The organism is Micromonospora echinofusca (assembly GCF_900091445.1).
Classification (GTDB): domain Bacteria; phylum Actinomycetota; class Actinomycetes; order Mycobacteriales; family Micromonosporaceae; genus Micromonospora; species Micromonospora echinofusca.
Map to the genome: position 1 here is coordinate 6119922 of NZ_LT607733.1, position 12856 is coordinate 6132777.

Annotated in this window: 13 protein-coding genes; 8 read left to right on the top strand and 5 right to left on the bottom strand. The window is 72.4% G+C overall.

From position 1 onward, the window contains the following. Positions 1-11: 11 nt before the first annotated feature. Genes GA0070610_RS26240 through GA0070610_RS26250 form a run of 3 tightly spaced genes read right to left on the bottom strand, consistent with a single transcriptional unit; the run spans position 12 to position 3108 of the window. A complete protein-coding gene (locus GA0070610_RS26240; RefSeq protein ID WP_157747236.1) occupies positions 12-1319 on the bottom strand; it encodes a cytochrome P450 family protein in 1308 nt (435 codons plus the stop codon). A gap of 17 nt (positions 1320-1336) precedes the next feature. After that, positions 1337-2146: an ABC transporter permease gene (locus tag GA0070610_RS26245; RefSeq protein ID WP_157747237.1), complete on the bottom strand. Its 810-nt coding sequence runs from the start codon at positions 2144-2146 to the stop codon at positions 1337-1339. Between the two features lie 2 nt (positions 2147-2148). Next, positions 2149-3108: an ABC transporter ATP-binding protein gene (locus tag GA0070610_RS26250; RefSeq protein ID WP_089002515.1), complete on the bottom strand. Its 960-nt coding sequence runs from the start codon at positions 3106-3108 to the stop codon at positions 2149-2151. Between the two features lie 121 nt (positions 3109-3229). Here GA0070610_RS26250 and GA0070610_RS26255 point away from each other — a divergent pair, with 121 nt between their 5' ends. The 7 genes from GA0070610_RS26255 (at position 3230) to GA0070610_RS26285 (ending at position 10514) form a co-directional block, all read left to right on the top strand. Further along, positions 3230-4219 (top strand): ATP-grasp domain-containing protein, encoded by a 990-nt coding sequence (locus GA0070610_RS26255; RefSeq protein ID WP_089002516.1) that lies wholly within the window; start codon positions 3230-3232, stop codon positions 4217-4219. Beyond that, positions 4200-4481 carry a response regulator transcription factor gene (locus tag GA0070610_RS26260; RefSeq protein ID WP_089002517.1) on the top strand — a complete coding sequence of 94 codons (282 nt, stop codon included), beginning with the start codon at positions 4200-4202 and terminating at the stop codon, positions 4479-4481. The genes GA0070610_RS26255 and GA0070610_RS26260 overlap by 20 nt, the downstream gene beginning before the upstream one ends. Then, positions 4474-4653: an aroma-sacti cluster domain-containing protein gene (locus tag GA0070610_RS26265; RefSeq protein ID WP_089002518.1), complete on the top strand. Its 180-nt coding sequence runs from the start codon at positions 4474-4476 to the stop codon at positions 4651-4653. Before GA0070610_RS26260 ends, GA0070610_RS26265 begins: the two co-directional genes overlap by 8 nt. A gap of 19 nt (positions 4654-4672) precedes the next feature. Next, complete coding sequence (locus tag GA0070610_RS26270; protein ID WP_089002519.1) at positions 4673-7582, top strand: adenylate/guanylate cyclase domain-containing protein; 2910 nt, start codon at positions 4673-4675, stop codon at positions 7580-7582. Beyond that, positions 7573-8466 (top strand): S8 family serine peptidase, encoded by an 894-nt coding sequence (locus GA0070610_RS26275; RefSeq protein WP_231925817.1) that lies wholly within the window; start codon positions 7573-7575, stop codon positions 8464-8466. The genes GA0070610_RS26270 and GA0070610_RS26275 overlap by 10 nt, the downstream gene beginning before the upstream one ends. Then, positions 8447-9073 carry a GAF domain-containing protein gene (locus GA0070610_RS26280; RefSeq protein WP_089002521.1) on the top strand — a complete coding sequence of 209 codons (627 nt, stop codon included), beginning with the start codon at positions 8447-8449 and terminating at the stop codon, positions 9071-9073. Before GA0070610_RS26275 ends, GA0070610_RS26280 begins: the two co-directional genes overlap by 20 nt. 112 nt (positions 9074-9185) lie before the next feature. Further along, positions 9186-10514 carry a helix-turn-helix domain-containing protein gene (locus GA0070610_RS26285; protein ID WP_172896598.1) on the top strand — a complete coding sequence of 443 codons (1329 nt, stop codon included), beginning with the start codon at positions 9186-9188 and terminating at the stop codon, positions 10512-10514. 16 nt (positions 10515-10530) lie between these two features. Here the strand turns inward: GA0070610_RS26285 and GA0070610_RS26290 are convergent, their stop codons facing one another. Both GA0070610_RS26290 and GA0070610_RS26295 read right to left on the bottom strand, forming a co-directional pair. Then, positions 10531-11805, bottom strand: coding sequence for a radical SAM/SPASM domain-containing protein (locus GA0070610_RS26290; RefSeq protein WP_231925818.1), 1275 nt, complete (start codon positions 11803-11805; stop codon positions 10531-10533). Positions 11806-11887: 82 nt separating this feature from the next. Further along, positions 11888-12073 (bottom strand): hypothetical protein, encoded by a 186-nt coding sequence (locus GA0070610_RS26295; RefSeq protein ID WP_089002524.1) that lies wholly within the window; start codon positions 12071-12073, stop codon positions 11888-11890. A gap of 165 nt (positions 12074-12238) precedes the next feature. Here GA0070610_RS26295 and GA0070610_RS26300 point away from each other — a divergent pair, with 165 nt between their 5' ends. Then, the gene (locus GA0070610_RS26300) at positions 12239-12856 is read left to right on the top strand and encodes an ArsR/SmtB family transcription factor (protein ID WP_089002525.1); all 618 of its coding nucleotides are present in this window, start codon (positions 12239-12241) and stop codon (positions 12854-12856) included.

Consider the following 12856-nt stretch of genomic DNA (forward strand, 5'->3'; position numbering starts at 1 on the left):
GGCATCGCGGCTCACACTTCTCCGGATGTCGGCTGGAGCAGCACGGGCAGTTGGCGTACGCCGTGCAGGAACAGCTCCGGCGTCCACCGCAGATCGGCCGGGTCGACGGCGAGCCGCAGCGCCGGGAAACGGCGTACCAGCGTGCCCACCGCCGCCCGGGCCTGCATCCGCGCCAACGCGGCGCCCAGGCAGAAGTGGATGCCGTAACCGAAGCCGAGGTGCCGGTTGGGGTGCCGGCCGATGTCGAAGACGTCCGGGTCGGCGAAGACCGCCGGGTCGCGGTTCGCGGCCAGCAGCACCGGCACCACCACGTCGCCGCGCGGGATCACCGTGCCGCCGATCTCCACGTCGGCCAGCGCGTACAACTGGCCGGTGTGCCCGACCGGGCCGTTGAACCGGATCACCTCCTCGATCGCCGAGTCGATCAGGTCCGGTGCCGCCCGCAGCCGGGCCAGTTGGTCGGGGTGCCGCAGCAACTCCAGCACCGCGTTGCCGATCAGGTTGACGCTGGTCTCGTCGCCGGCGAGCAGCAGCTGGAACACCCCGCCGAGCAGCTCGGCGCGGCTGAGCCGCCCACCGTCGCGGTGCGCCCGGATGAGCTCCGACAGCAGGTCGTCGCCCGTCGCTTCGCCACGTTCGGCGATCACCTTCGTCAGGTAGGAGGTGAACTCCACCCCGGCCCGGTGCGCCCGCCGCGGGTCGCGGCTGCGGGCGATCTCATCGCTCCAGTGGCGCAGCCGGTCCCGGTCGTGCAGTGGGAACCCGAGCACCTCCGCGACGACGAGCACCGGCAGCGGCAGCGCCAACGCCTCGATCACGTCGACGGGCCCGCGGGCCGGCGCCATCGCGTCGGTCAGTTCGGCGACGACGCGGCGTACGTGCCTGTCGATCGTGGCCATGGTGCGGGCGCCGAACGCGGGTGCGAGCAACCGCCGCAGCCGGGTGTGGTCGGGCGGGTCCAGGTGGAGCACGTTGCGCCGTAGCATCACCAGCGGATCGCCCGTGGCCTGCCGGTGGACGGTGGCCAGGTTCGGCGGCAGGCGGTCGAGCTGACGGCCGAGTTGCGGGTGGAGCAGGGCCCGCTGCACGTCCGCGTAGCGGGTCACGTACCAGAACGCGCGGCCGCTGCGCGGGGCCTGGTGGCGGTAGACCGGAGCCTGCGCGCGCATCCGGTGCAGCAGCGGATGCGGGTCCGGGCGGTGCCGGGCGGCGGTCGGGTCGAACACCGGGGCGGTGGCGGTCCCGCCGGTCACCGGGCACCCCGCCGCCGGTCCGGCGACCGTGACGTGCCCGGACGCGACGGCTTCCCGTGGTGCCATGTGCGCGTCACCCCGGTTCACAGGTTCCGGGTGCGGCGCAGCAGTGCCCGGCCGGCCACCACGTTCGTGACGGCCGCGACCGCGACCAGCACCAGCAGGCTGGGCCAGGCCGCACCGAAGCCGGACACCAGGGCGTCGCGCATCCCGTTGATCGCGTACGTGACCGGGTTGACCACTGAGATCCAGCGCAGCACCGTCGGCAGTTGCTCCACCGGTGACACCGACGGCGCGGTGAACACCAGCACGAGCACGGAGACGGTGCTGAGCACCGAGAACGTGCGGTAGTCACGGATCAGGATGGCCGCCGCCAGAAACAACCCGTTGAACGCCACCGACGCCAGCACCAGGGCCGCCAGCATGGTGATCCAGTGCGACACCGGGAACGGATACCGGAACAGCACGACGGCCACGCCCAGCGCCAGCAGGGTCTGCGCGAGCACCAGCGACACTCCGGCGAGGATCTTGCCCAGCAGGAACCGGGACCGGCGCAACGGCCAGGACCACAACTGGGTCGACACGCCGCTCATCTCCTCCTGGAACAGCGCCATGCCCGTGGTACCGGACGCGCTGACCACCGACATGGCCAGCACCATCGGCAGGAGGAACATCTCGAACGGCAGCGTCGTGCCCCGGTAGTCGATGTCGCCGACCACATTGCCCAGCGACGTGTTGACCAGCAGGAGGTAGACGAGCGTCGGGGCGAGACCGAAGATCAGGTTGACCCGGTTGCGGGCCAGCAGGGCGTACTCGCGGTAGAACACCGCGGACAGGTCGGCGGCCTTCGCCGTCGAGACCGGCGGGGTGTGCGTGAACGTCAGCTCGGCCACGGTCAGCCTTTCTCGGTCATCCGCAGGAACACCTGCTCCAGGGAGTCGGTGACGGTGCCGAAGCTGCTGATCGCGACGCCCGCGTCGGAGCAGTGTCGGACCAGCGCGGGCAGCACGTCGTGGTCACCGGCGTTGGCGATGCGCACCTCGGTGTCGTCGACGGTGGCCAGATAGCCGGCGCCGTCCGCCCACTCCGCGACGACCTTCGCCGCCACCTGGTCGGCCGTGGTCACCACGAGACCGCTACCTCCGAACTCGCGGATCAGCTCGCGGGGCTGGGCGAAACGCAGCACCCGGCCCTGGCTGATCACCAGGACCCGCTGGCAGTTGCGTTCGATCTCGTCGATGTGGTGGCTGGTCCAGAGCACGGTCACGCCGTGCTCGGCACGCAGCCAGTGCACGAACCGCTCCACCTGGTGGCGGCCCGCCACGTCGAGGCCGGCGGACGGCTCGTCCAGCACCAGCAGCCGCGGGATGGTCAGCAACGCCCGGACCAGTTGCAGCCGCTGCCGCTGCCCGCCCGAGAGCTGGAAGACCAGCCGCTGCAACGCGTCGGTCAGCCCCAGGTACGCGGCCACCTCCATCGCCCACGGCTCGGTCTCGCGCCAGGACAGCCCACGGAACCGCGTGGCAATCTTGAGATTGTCCAGGCCGGACAGCATCTGGTCGTAGGGGCCGGACTGGTGCATCGCGCCGATACCGTGCTTGGTGACCACCGGATCCTCGACCGGATCCCGACCAAGGACCCGGATCCGGCCGCTGGTCGGAGGGGTCACCCCGCAGATCATCTTCATCAGGGTCGTCTTGCCCGCACCGTTGGGTCCGAGCAGCCCGACGGTCTCCCCCTCGTTGATCTCGAACGATACGCCGTCCACGGCCGGCGTCGCCTTGCCGCGATAGCACTTGGTCAGCTCGGCCGCGTCCACCATGTCACCCGCCACGTCCCCTCCCTCCTTCGCCATCGCCAAATATTGCTGCGACCGTACGGGAACCAGATCGCAGGGAAACCACCTCGAACGGAACTGCCGCGAAGCTGCCGCCTAGCTGCCATTGCAAGCCGTTCCCGGTCCCTAGCATCTGTGTATGGCACTGTCCGGTTCCAGTGAGCAGAACGCGCATCCCGCCGTGGTGCTGGTGAATGGCGCGGGCGGCGCGGAACTGACCGGCGTGCACGAATTGCTGACCGACGGATTTCACACGCCGTCAATTCTGCTGACCGCCCGCGACCTGTCCGCCCAAGCTGTCGGCCTGGATCCGGAAACGGGGACCCTGGAGGTCGCCGGGCGCCGGGTCCGGCCCGCGGTGGTGTGGACCCGCCACTGCGCGCCCGACACGCTGACCGCGCACGCCCGGCCGGCCGGCTCGGTCACCGCGCTCGACGCGGTGGCGTGCTCGCGCTTCCTCGCGCAGCTCGCCGCGGCCGCCGACGTCACGGTGCCCGGACCCGCCCCGCTCGGCACCGACCAACTGCGGCAGGCACGACCGCTCGGCGTACGCACCCCGCGCACGCTGCTCACCACAGACATCGCCGCCAGCGCCAGGAGCCTCGGCGCGGCCCGGGTGATCGTGAAGACGCCCGACTTCCGACTGGTCGAACCGGACCCGGAGCGCTGGGCGTCGCACCTGCCGGTCGTGCTCGACGCGGCCACGGCGACGGGGCACCCCGGCCGGCCGGTGGTCCTGCAGGAGTACGTGGAACACGCCGCCGAACTGCGGGTCTACCACCTCGACGGCGGCCTCTGCGCGTTCCAGGTGCGCCAGCCCACACCGGCGGCGCGGTGGACCGACCCGGACGTCGTGACGGTGACCCGGGTGGAGTGCCCGGCCGCGGTCGCGGCGGCGGTACGCACGCTGGCCACCGCGTGGGGACTGCGTTACGCCGCGTTCGACCTGCTCCTCACCTCCGCCGGTGAGGTGGTGCTGCTGGAGGCGAACCCGGACGGCGACTGGCTGTTCTACCAGCGCCGGGCCGGTTGGACAGGGATGTCGTTCCTGGCCGCGGTGATGGTGCGGCAGTTGTTCGTCGAGGCGACGTCGAGAGGAGGCCGTTCCGATGCGCGCACCGCCACTTGACCGGGTGTCTGCCCGCGACCTGCAGTTGCTGGCCATGCTGGCGCGTGGCTACACCACCGACCGCGCCGCCCGCGAGTTACGGCTCAGCCGACACACCGTGGGCGAGGAGATCAGTGTGCTGCTCGGCCGGTTCGGCTGTCGAAACCGGGCCGAGCTGGTGGCTTACTGCTATGTCCACCGGCTGCTGCCGATCGACATCTGGCCGCCACCGTACGACCGTCCGGACGTTCCGACCCATTTGGTAGGTGAGCAGAATGCATGACCCCCTGGACGCCCTCCGCTCGGCGGGCTGCCCCGTCGACCAGCTCAGCGCGGCGCAGTGCGAGGTGCTGGCGGCGCTGACGGAGGCCGAGACGGCCGTGCTCGTCGCCCTGCAACAGCGGTTGCGTGACGCTGAGGGCGACGTGCTCGCCCACAACCTGAAGCTCCTCTGAGCGCGGGAGGCGACGCCCGGTGAGCCGCAGACTGGTGGTGGTCCTCTTCCTGGATCTGGTCGGCTGGACCCGGCTCGCCGAACGCGTCGATCCGGAGCCCCTGCAACTGATGCTCGAGCAGTACTACGAGCTGTGCTCCGGCGCCGTGCAGGAGCACGGCGGCGTGGTGGAGAAGTTCATCGGCGACGCCGTGATGGCGGTGTTCGGCGCCACCCACACGCGGGAGGACGACGCCTTGCGGGCGCTACGGGCGGCGGGGCAGATCCGCACCGACGTGGCCGGGCTGGCCACGCCCGGCCCGGGTGGTCCACCGGAGATCCATTGCGGCATCGCTGCCGGTGAGGCGCTGGTCACCCACTCATCCCGGGCCGGGCTACGGGTCGTCGGCGACGTGGTGAACCTGGCCGCACGCCTGCAGTCGGCGGCAGGTCCGGGCGAGATCATCGTCAACGAGACAGTCGCCGACCTGGCCCGGCCGCACTATGCCATGCAGCCGGTACCGCCGCTGACGCTGAAGGGCAAGGCCCGACCCGTGCCGGCACTGCGGGTCGCCGGACCGGCTGGCGACGCCGACGACGACGGCTCCCCGATGGTGGACCGCGACGCCGAACGCCACCGCATACGCGCCGCGTACCACCGGGTGGCGGCGGACCGGCGGGCCCGCACCATGCTCCTGGTCGGCGCGCCGGGGATCGGCAAGACCCGCCTGGCCCGGGAGGCGGTCGGTGAGCTCCAGCGCTCCGGTGCCCTTTCGTACGCCGCCTACGGCAGTTGCCCGTCCTACGGCCCGCGCGGCGACGCCGTCGCGCTGGTGCAGGTGCTGGACCAGTTGGCACAGCGGTCTCCGGCCGTCGGCGCGCTGCTGCGGACGCGCCCCCGGCTGGCCGCGGTGCTGGACGACGTACGCGCGGCCGCGCGCGGGCGGGCCCCCTCCGCCTGTCTCGGAGCGGGTGTCGAGGAGGTGGCCTGGGCCGCCCGCGAGCTGATCACCGCAGCGGCCACCACCCCCCTGGTGGTGGTCTGGGACCATCTGGAGTGGGCCGGGCCGTCACTGCTGAGGCTGCTCGGCGAACTGTCCGCCGACCTGGTCCGACAGCCGGTGCTGATGATCTGCGTGGCGCGGCCCGAGCTACGTGAGTCGCAGGCGGCGTGGCTGCGTACGCTGCCCGCCCGCGACGTGCTCGAGGTGGCCGCGCTGACCCCGGACGACAGCGCGCAACTGGCGGCGCAACTGGCCATGGCCGGCGCCGAGGTGCAGGCGCACGACCTCGGGGTGGTTGACCGGGTGACCACGCACAGTGCCGGCAATCCGCTGTTCATCCGGCTGATGCTGGAGTCCGCCGCCCCCGGACGGCCCGCCGACGTGGTGCCGCCGACCATCACCGCCCTGGTCGGCGCGATGCTGGACCGGCTGCCGACGCCGGCCCAGGAACTGCTGGCCGCGGCCGCGGTCGTCGGCGCCACGTTCGCCGCGGACGAGCTCGCCGCGCTCGGCGTAGCGGCGACGGAGGCCGACCTGGACGCGCTGGTCGCCCGGCACCTGATCGCGCCCACCCTGCCGGCCGGCCGGTACCGGTTCGTGCAGCAGCCGGTGCACGAGGTCGCCTACGGACGGCTCGACAAGCACCAGCGGCTGGCCTGGCACCGGCAGCTCGCCGAGCACGACATCAGCCCTGCGTTCCATCTGGACGCGGCCGTACGCCTCCTCGACGACCTGCGCCCGGACGACCCGGATCGGGGGCACCTGGCCCGCTCGGCGGCCCGGGCCCTGCTACGGGAAGGCACCGCCGCGCTACGCCAGCGCGACCTGCCGGCGGCGATCGGCCTGCTGGAACGGGCTCTGGCGCGCACTCCGCAGGCCGACGACCGGTCGGTGGCGGCGCTGCGGCTCAGCGACGCGCTGCTGCTGACCGGTGACACCCGGGGTGCGTTGACGGCAGCCTCCGCGCCTGGGAGCGGGCCGGACACCGGGCCGGGGCCAGCCTGCCGCGTGCAGCAGCAGGTGCTCAGGGCTCGGCTCGGCGCGCCGGACGAGATCGCGGTGGCGGCGCTGCACGCCGAGCTGGACAACGCCGGCGCGGACCGGCTGGCCCGGTGCCGCCTGGCGCAGGTGGACATGTTGCGCCAGCTGGACCAGGGCAGGTTCGGCGCGGCGGAGCGTGCGGCCCGGACCGCGCTGGCGCACGCCCGAGCCGCCGGCGACGACTACGAGGAGGACCGGCTACTGGTGGCGCTCTGTGAGCTGCGGCAGTGGGCGCCGACACCGATCAGCGAGCAGTTGGCCGCCTGCGCCGAGCTGGCGGATCGGTTCGCCGCCGACCGGTTCCTGCTGGTCCCGGTGCTCGCCGCACGGGCCCGGGGCCTGGCTCTGATCGGCGACGACGCCGGGGTCCGCGCGGCACTCGACGAGGCGGGGACGGCCGTCGTGGAGCTGCGGCTGACCATGGGCCGGGTGCTGATCGACCAGGTTTCCGGGCTGGTGTCCTCGTTCGCTGGCGCGCACGCCGAGGCGGCGCTGCGGTACCGCCATGCGGCGACCGTGCTGGAGCAGGCCGGGCACGCGTCGACCGCGCTGACGCTGCGCGTACAGGCGGCTCGGGAACGCGCGCGCTGCGACCCGTCGAGCGCGGAGATCAGCGCTCTGCTCGCCCGCAGGGCGGAGATGGACGCCCGCGGGCGACTCCTGTGCCTGTCCACCGCGGTACGCCTCCGGCTGGACAACCTGGCCGCGCTGCAGGCCGAACTGGAGGCGCTGCTCGCCGGTACGGACGACGCCGTGCTGCGCGGCGACGTGTGGGCCGAACTGGCGCGGGGGCACCGGGAATGGGGCGACCCCGCCGCGGCCCGGGCCACGGCGCTGGCCGCGATCGACAGCTACGCCACGGTCGGGGCGACCCGGCCGATGGGGGAGGTGCGGGCATGGCTGTGAATCCTCTGCCGTGGCGACGGGAACGCCGCAGGCACGCGCGCGGCATGCCCGCCTGGGGCATGTCGCAGCAGGACTCCCGGGACAACCTGGTGCCGGCCAGTCTGTTCGGCAGCATCGACCGGCAGTGGGCGCTGGCCGGCGCAGACGGCACCGGGGTCCGGGTCTGCGTGCTGGACAGCGGCGTGGACGGCGACCATCCGTTGGTCGCGCCGGTGGAGCAGGCGTGGGAGGTGGTGACTGAGGAAGGCCGTTCGCCGCGAATCAGCGAGTGCGAGCCCCGCGACCCGGCCGGTCACGGTACCGCCTGCGCCGGAATCATCCGCGAACTCGCCCCGCGGGTGTCGATCAGCTCGGTCAAGGTGCTCACCGACGGCCGCTCGGGCAGCGGGGGCGCGCTCATCGCGGGGCTGGCGCACGCCATCGACCAGGGCTTCGACATCATCAACATGAGCCTGTCCACGAGCCGGCTGGAGTACCGCAACCGGCTGTCGGAGCTGTGCGACCGCGCGTACTTCCGCCGCTGCACGCTCGTGGTGGCCGCGCACAACCTGCCGATCCAGAGTTTTCCGTGGAACTTCGCGTCGGTGATCTCGGTGGCCAGCCACACGGAGCCCGACCCGCAGCGCATCTACTACAACGCCACACCGCCGGTGGAGTTCTGTGCGCGTGGCGTACGGGTTCCGGTGGCCAGCCCCGGTGGCGGCACCACCCGCAACACCGGCAACAGCTTCGCCGCGCCGCACGTCGCCGGAATCGCGGCGCTGGCCCTGAGCAAGCATCCGTGGCTCACGCCGTTCCAGCTCAAGAGCGTGCTTTACCACTGCGCCGCGAACGTATCGACCGAGGGGAATGAAGGTGGAGTACATGTCGCACCCGTCGCATAGCGAGATCACCGAGCGTCAGCTGCTGCAGTCCATGGTCTCGGTCGCCCGGCACGTCTACGCGGCGGCGGCGTCCTCGGTGTTCATGGTCGACCCGCAGACCGGCGAGCTGACGTTCGCTGCGGTCGCCGGCGCGGGCCAGCAGAGCCTCGTCGGCATGCGGTTCCCGGCCGGCACCGGCATCGCGGGCTGGGTGGCGGCGAGCTGCCAGACGCTGATCGCGGACAACGTGGTGGAGACGGACCGGTTCGCCCGCGACGCCGCGGCCTCCACCGGTTACCTGCCGACCAGCATCATGGCGGCGCCGCTGATCGCCGACGACGAGTGCGTCGGCGTGCTGGAGGTGTTGGACCGGCGTACCGCGGCTTCCGACGCGCAGGAGCTCGACGACCTGGAACTGCTGGACCTGCTGGCCGCACAGGCGGCGCTGGGGCTGGCGTTGCTGCGGCGCCGAGAGCGGACCGCGGTGGTGCCGCGGATGGGCAACCTCGTCGCGCGGCTGTCCGAACACGCGGCGATGGATTCGTACGACCCGCTCGCCGTCGCGCTTCTCGGCGTCTCGCTGGACCTGTTGGAACGCACTCCTCCGGAGGCGTCCATGTCGGCCTGAGAAGCTTGACCGCCCGCCCGTCGTCCTAGATGATTTGGATGTCTCTATCGGGCTAGACGTGCGAATGGAGTCGGAAGATGAACGAGCCGCTTGCGGACCCGCGAGTCAGACCATGACCGAGGTCGCCATGCCCCTCGCGCCGCTCGGGTCCGACACCGCCGCCGATCGGCCCTTTTCCGAACTGCTCCGCCGCCAGCGGATCCGGGCCGGGCTCACCCAGCGGGCGCTCGCGGACCTGTCCACGGTCAGCGCCCGGGCCATTCGCGACCTGGAGGCGGGTCGGGCCAACGCCCGTACCCAGACCATCCATCTGCTCGTCGACGGCCTGCGGTTGCAGGGCGTGGCCCGCGAGGAGTTCATCCGGGCCAGCCTCAGTGGCCGCCGCACCGGCCCCTTCGATCTCGACGGCACGGCGGCGGCGCCGGGTGCGATCGGTGCCCTGCACGGCCGCGACGCCGAGGTCGGCGCCCTGGTCAAGATGCTGTCTTCCGGCAGCCGGCGGATGGTCTCGCTCTCCGGGCTGCCCGGGGTGGGAAAGTCCCGGATGGCCGCGGAGATCGCGGCCCGGGTGGGCTGCGGACACGACTGGCCGGTGCTCTGGCTCGGCACGGAACTGCCGGGCGCCGGACCCACGCTCGAGCCGGCACCGCGCTCGCTGCGGGCGCTGCTCGACGAGTCAGCGCAGGACGCGATCGCCCACCTGCGCCGGCTCGTCGGCCGGCACCGGGCGGTGCTGGTACTCGACGGCGTGCCGGAGGCCACCCTCGCCGCCGGGGTGGCGGACCTGTTGTCGTACTGCCCCGGGCTGCGGCTGATCAGCACGTCGCGTGCCCCCTGGCACGTGCCGGGGGTGCAGGCGGCGGTGGTCTCGCCCCTGGCCACGCCGGGTCCCGAAGGGCCAGCCGGCTACCGCCCGGAGACGCTCGCCGAGGTGCCGTCGGTGCGGTTGTTCGTCGAACGGCTCGGCGAGGTACGGCCCGGCTTCACCCTCGACCGGGCGAACGCGGGTGCCGTCGCCGCGCTCTGCCGGCGGCTGGACGGCCTGCCGCTGGCCTTGGAGGTGGCCGCGTGCCAGGGCCGGGTGCTCAGCGTGCATCAGCTGACCCAACTGCCAGTGCCCGAGTTGCTCGACCTGGGCGTGCCGGCCCGCGGCGACGAGCGACCGCGGACACTGGGCGGGCTGCTCGGCGCGACCGTGGCCCGGCTGAGCGACGGTCAGCGAGCGCTGCTGCGGGAACTTGTGCGCCACGACCGGGCGTGGACCGTGCCGGAGGTGGCCGCCGTGGCCCGCTGCCCGTTGGGCGAGACGGTCGGCGCACTGGACGTGCTCGTCGGCCGCGGACTGGTCCGGACGTCACACGGCGAACCGGCGGACGGGCTGCGGGTGCCCAACCTGCTGCGGACGTACCTGCGGCGCGAGCTCGCGGCCGGGCGATCATGAGCCGGCGGGCAGTCGGTCACGACCCGACGGGCAGCGGAGTGCACCCTGCGGCGCCGGCGTACAGGTCCAGCCGTCGGTGGACATTGTCGCGCAGCGCGGGGCAGGGTGGCATGCCCTCCCGCCACAGCTTCGGGCACGCGCCACCGCAGACCGGCAGGATCGCGCAGTCCCGGCACGCGGTGGCGCCCGCGTCCACCGTGTCGTACCAGTCGTCGAACGCTCCGGTCGGCCGCAGCTCCGCCGGGTCTAGAGTGGAGAGCCGGCCCAGATGATCATCGCTGACACCCGGCACCAACGGCTGTTCGGTGCAGCTGTAGATCCGCCCGTCCGGCGCGGCGACCTCGCTGTGCCGGGTGGTGGCGGCGCAGACCACCGGCCGCGGCGCGGACGGCAGGAGCGAGAACCGCAGCCCGTGCCGCCGGTACGCGGCGAACCAGGCCAGCTCCGCGTCCGCCATCGCCCGCCGGGACACCGCCATGTCCGTGACGTCATTGCCCCACGAGTGGATCGGCGCCGGGTAACAGACCACCCGGTCGTGGGCCAGCCCGGCGCCGGCCAGCGCGGCGGCGAACGGCTCGGCCAGCTCGGCGTTGTGTACGCCCACATTGGTCCGCACCACGAACCGCAGCCCGGCGAGCTCGGGCTCGGCCAGCGCCGCGGCGAGCACCCCGACGATCTGGTGGAAGGAACCGCCGCCGCGCTTGAGTGGTCGGCCCGCGTCGTGCGCCGCGGCCGGTCCGTCGAGAGTGACCTCGATCCGCTCCACCCGGCACTCCCCGTGCAGGGTGCGCAGCTTACGCACGTCCAGCAACACGCCGTTGGTGACCAGCCGCGCCGAGTACCGCACACCCGCCGCGTCGGCGCTCGCCGTGAAGCTGCGGGAGAGGTCGCGCAGGACCGCGTACGCCATCAGCGGCTCGCCGCCGAACCAGCGCACCGCGAGTGCGTCGTACCGGCCGGAGCCAACCGCGCGGTCCGCCCGCTCGGTCAGCGCGGCGCGATGCCCACTGTGCAGGAGGCTCCGCTCGTGGCGCTGCCCGCAGTAGCCGCAACCCATGTTGCAGTACGCGCTGGGCATGACCACGAACTCACGGATGCGCCGGTCCCGGGCTGCGGCACGGCTGGCGGCGAGCACCTCGGCGGCCTCGTCACGCTGGGCATCGACGAGCAGCCCGGCGGCGGTGAGGCGCTGTTCGCGGTCCCCGTCCCCCGGGCCCGGTTGCCGGCCGTCGAGCCGGGCCGCGGTGTCGAGGTCGGCGAGGAAGACCCGGGCGGTCGTGGTCAGCCACACGGGGCGTACCAGACGGCCGGACGGGTGGCGGAAGGTGGTAGCGCCTACGACGACGTATCGACTGGGTCGCAGCACGGGACGCTCAGCACTCGGAACAACCTCCGTTGACGCTGACTATGCCGTTGTCAAGGCCGGTGGGGGTGTAGGTGATCTCCTCCAGCAGCACCTGGGACTCGTGCGGGGCTGCAGAGAGGGCCAGCATCAGGTGCGTCGCCGCGTGCTCGGCCAGGTCTGCCGCATGCAGAAGGAGCCAGGATTCGAACAGCAAAGTGCCACCCCTGATCCTAGATTGTGGGACGTGTCGACTATCCAACATCCAAATCTTGCCAGATGACCAAGTAAAGTCAAGCGGTCAAGAGGTGCCCGGCGTCCAGATTCCTTTGGGCGTACCACTATGATCTTCAAACCGCATCTAGTTGAAGGGGATGAAGCCATGGCCGCGGCCCCTCGCGTCGTCTCAGACGTCCAGACCCTCAAGGCGCTCGCCGATCCGGCCCGCCTGGCGATCCTGGAACTGATGATGGGCGACTACGCGCGCTCCTGGACCGCGAAGGAACTCGCCGCCGAGATCCAGATGCCACCCAAGAAGCTCTACTACCACCTCGGCCTGCTGGAACAGCGCGGGCTGCTGGAGGTGCGCGCCACCCAGGTCGTCAACGGCATCATCGAGAAGCACTACGGCGCCGGGCAGCGCAGCATCACGTTCCAGCGCGGCTCCGGCGCGGCCGAGGCGGTGGAACTGGCACCGGACACCGCCGAGGAGATGGGCCAGGTGGTGACCACCCTCTTCGACACGGTGCACGCCGACATCCTGGCCGGCCTGCGCTCCGGCGCGACCGTGATGCACCGCGAGGCGCCAGACGCCAAGCGGGTGGTGGTCAGTTACGCGACAGCGGGCATGCCGCCGACGCGGGCGGGCGAGTTCCGCGCCGCGTTGCTGTCTGTGGTGGAACAGTTCCAGGCCGCCGCGGTGCCGGGCGAGCCCCGGTTCGAACTGCTCGTGGCGATCGCACCGCAGTCCGACACCGCGTCCGCCACGCCGCCTGGCTGA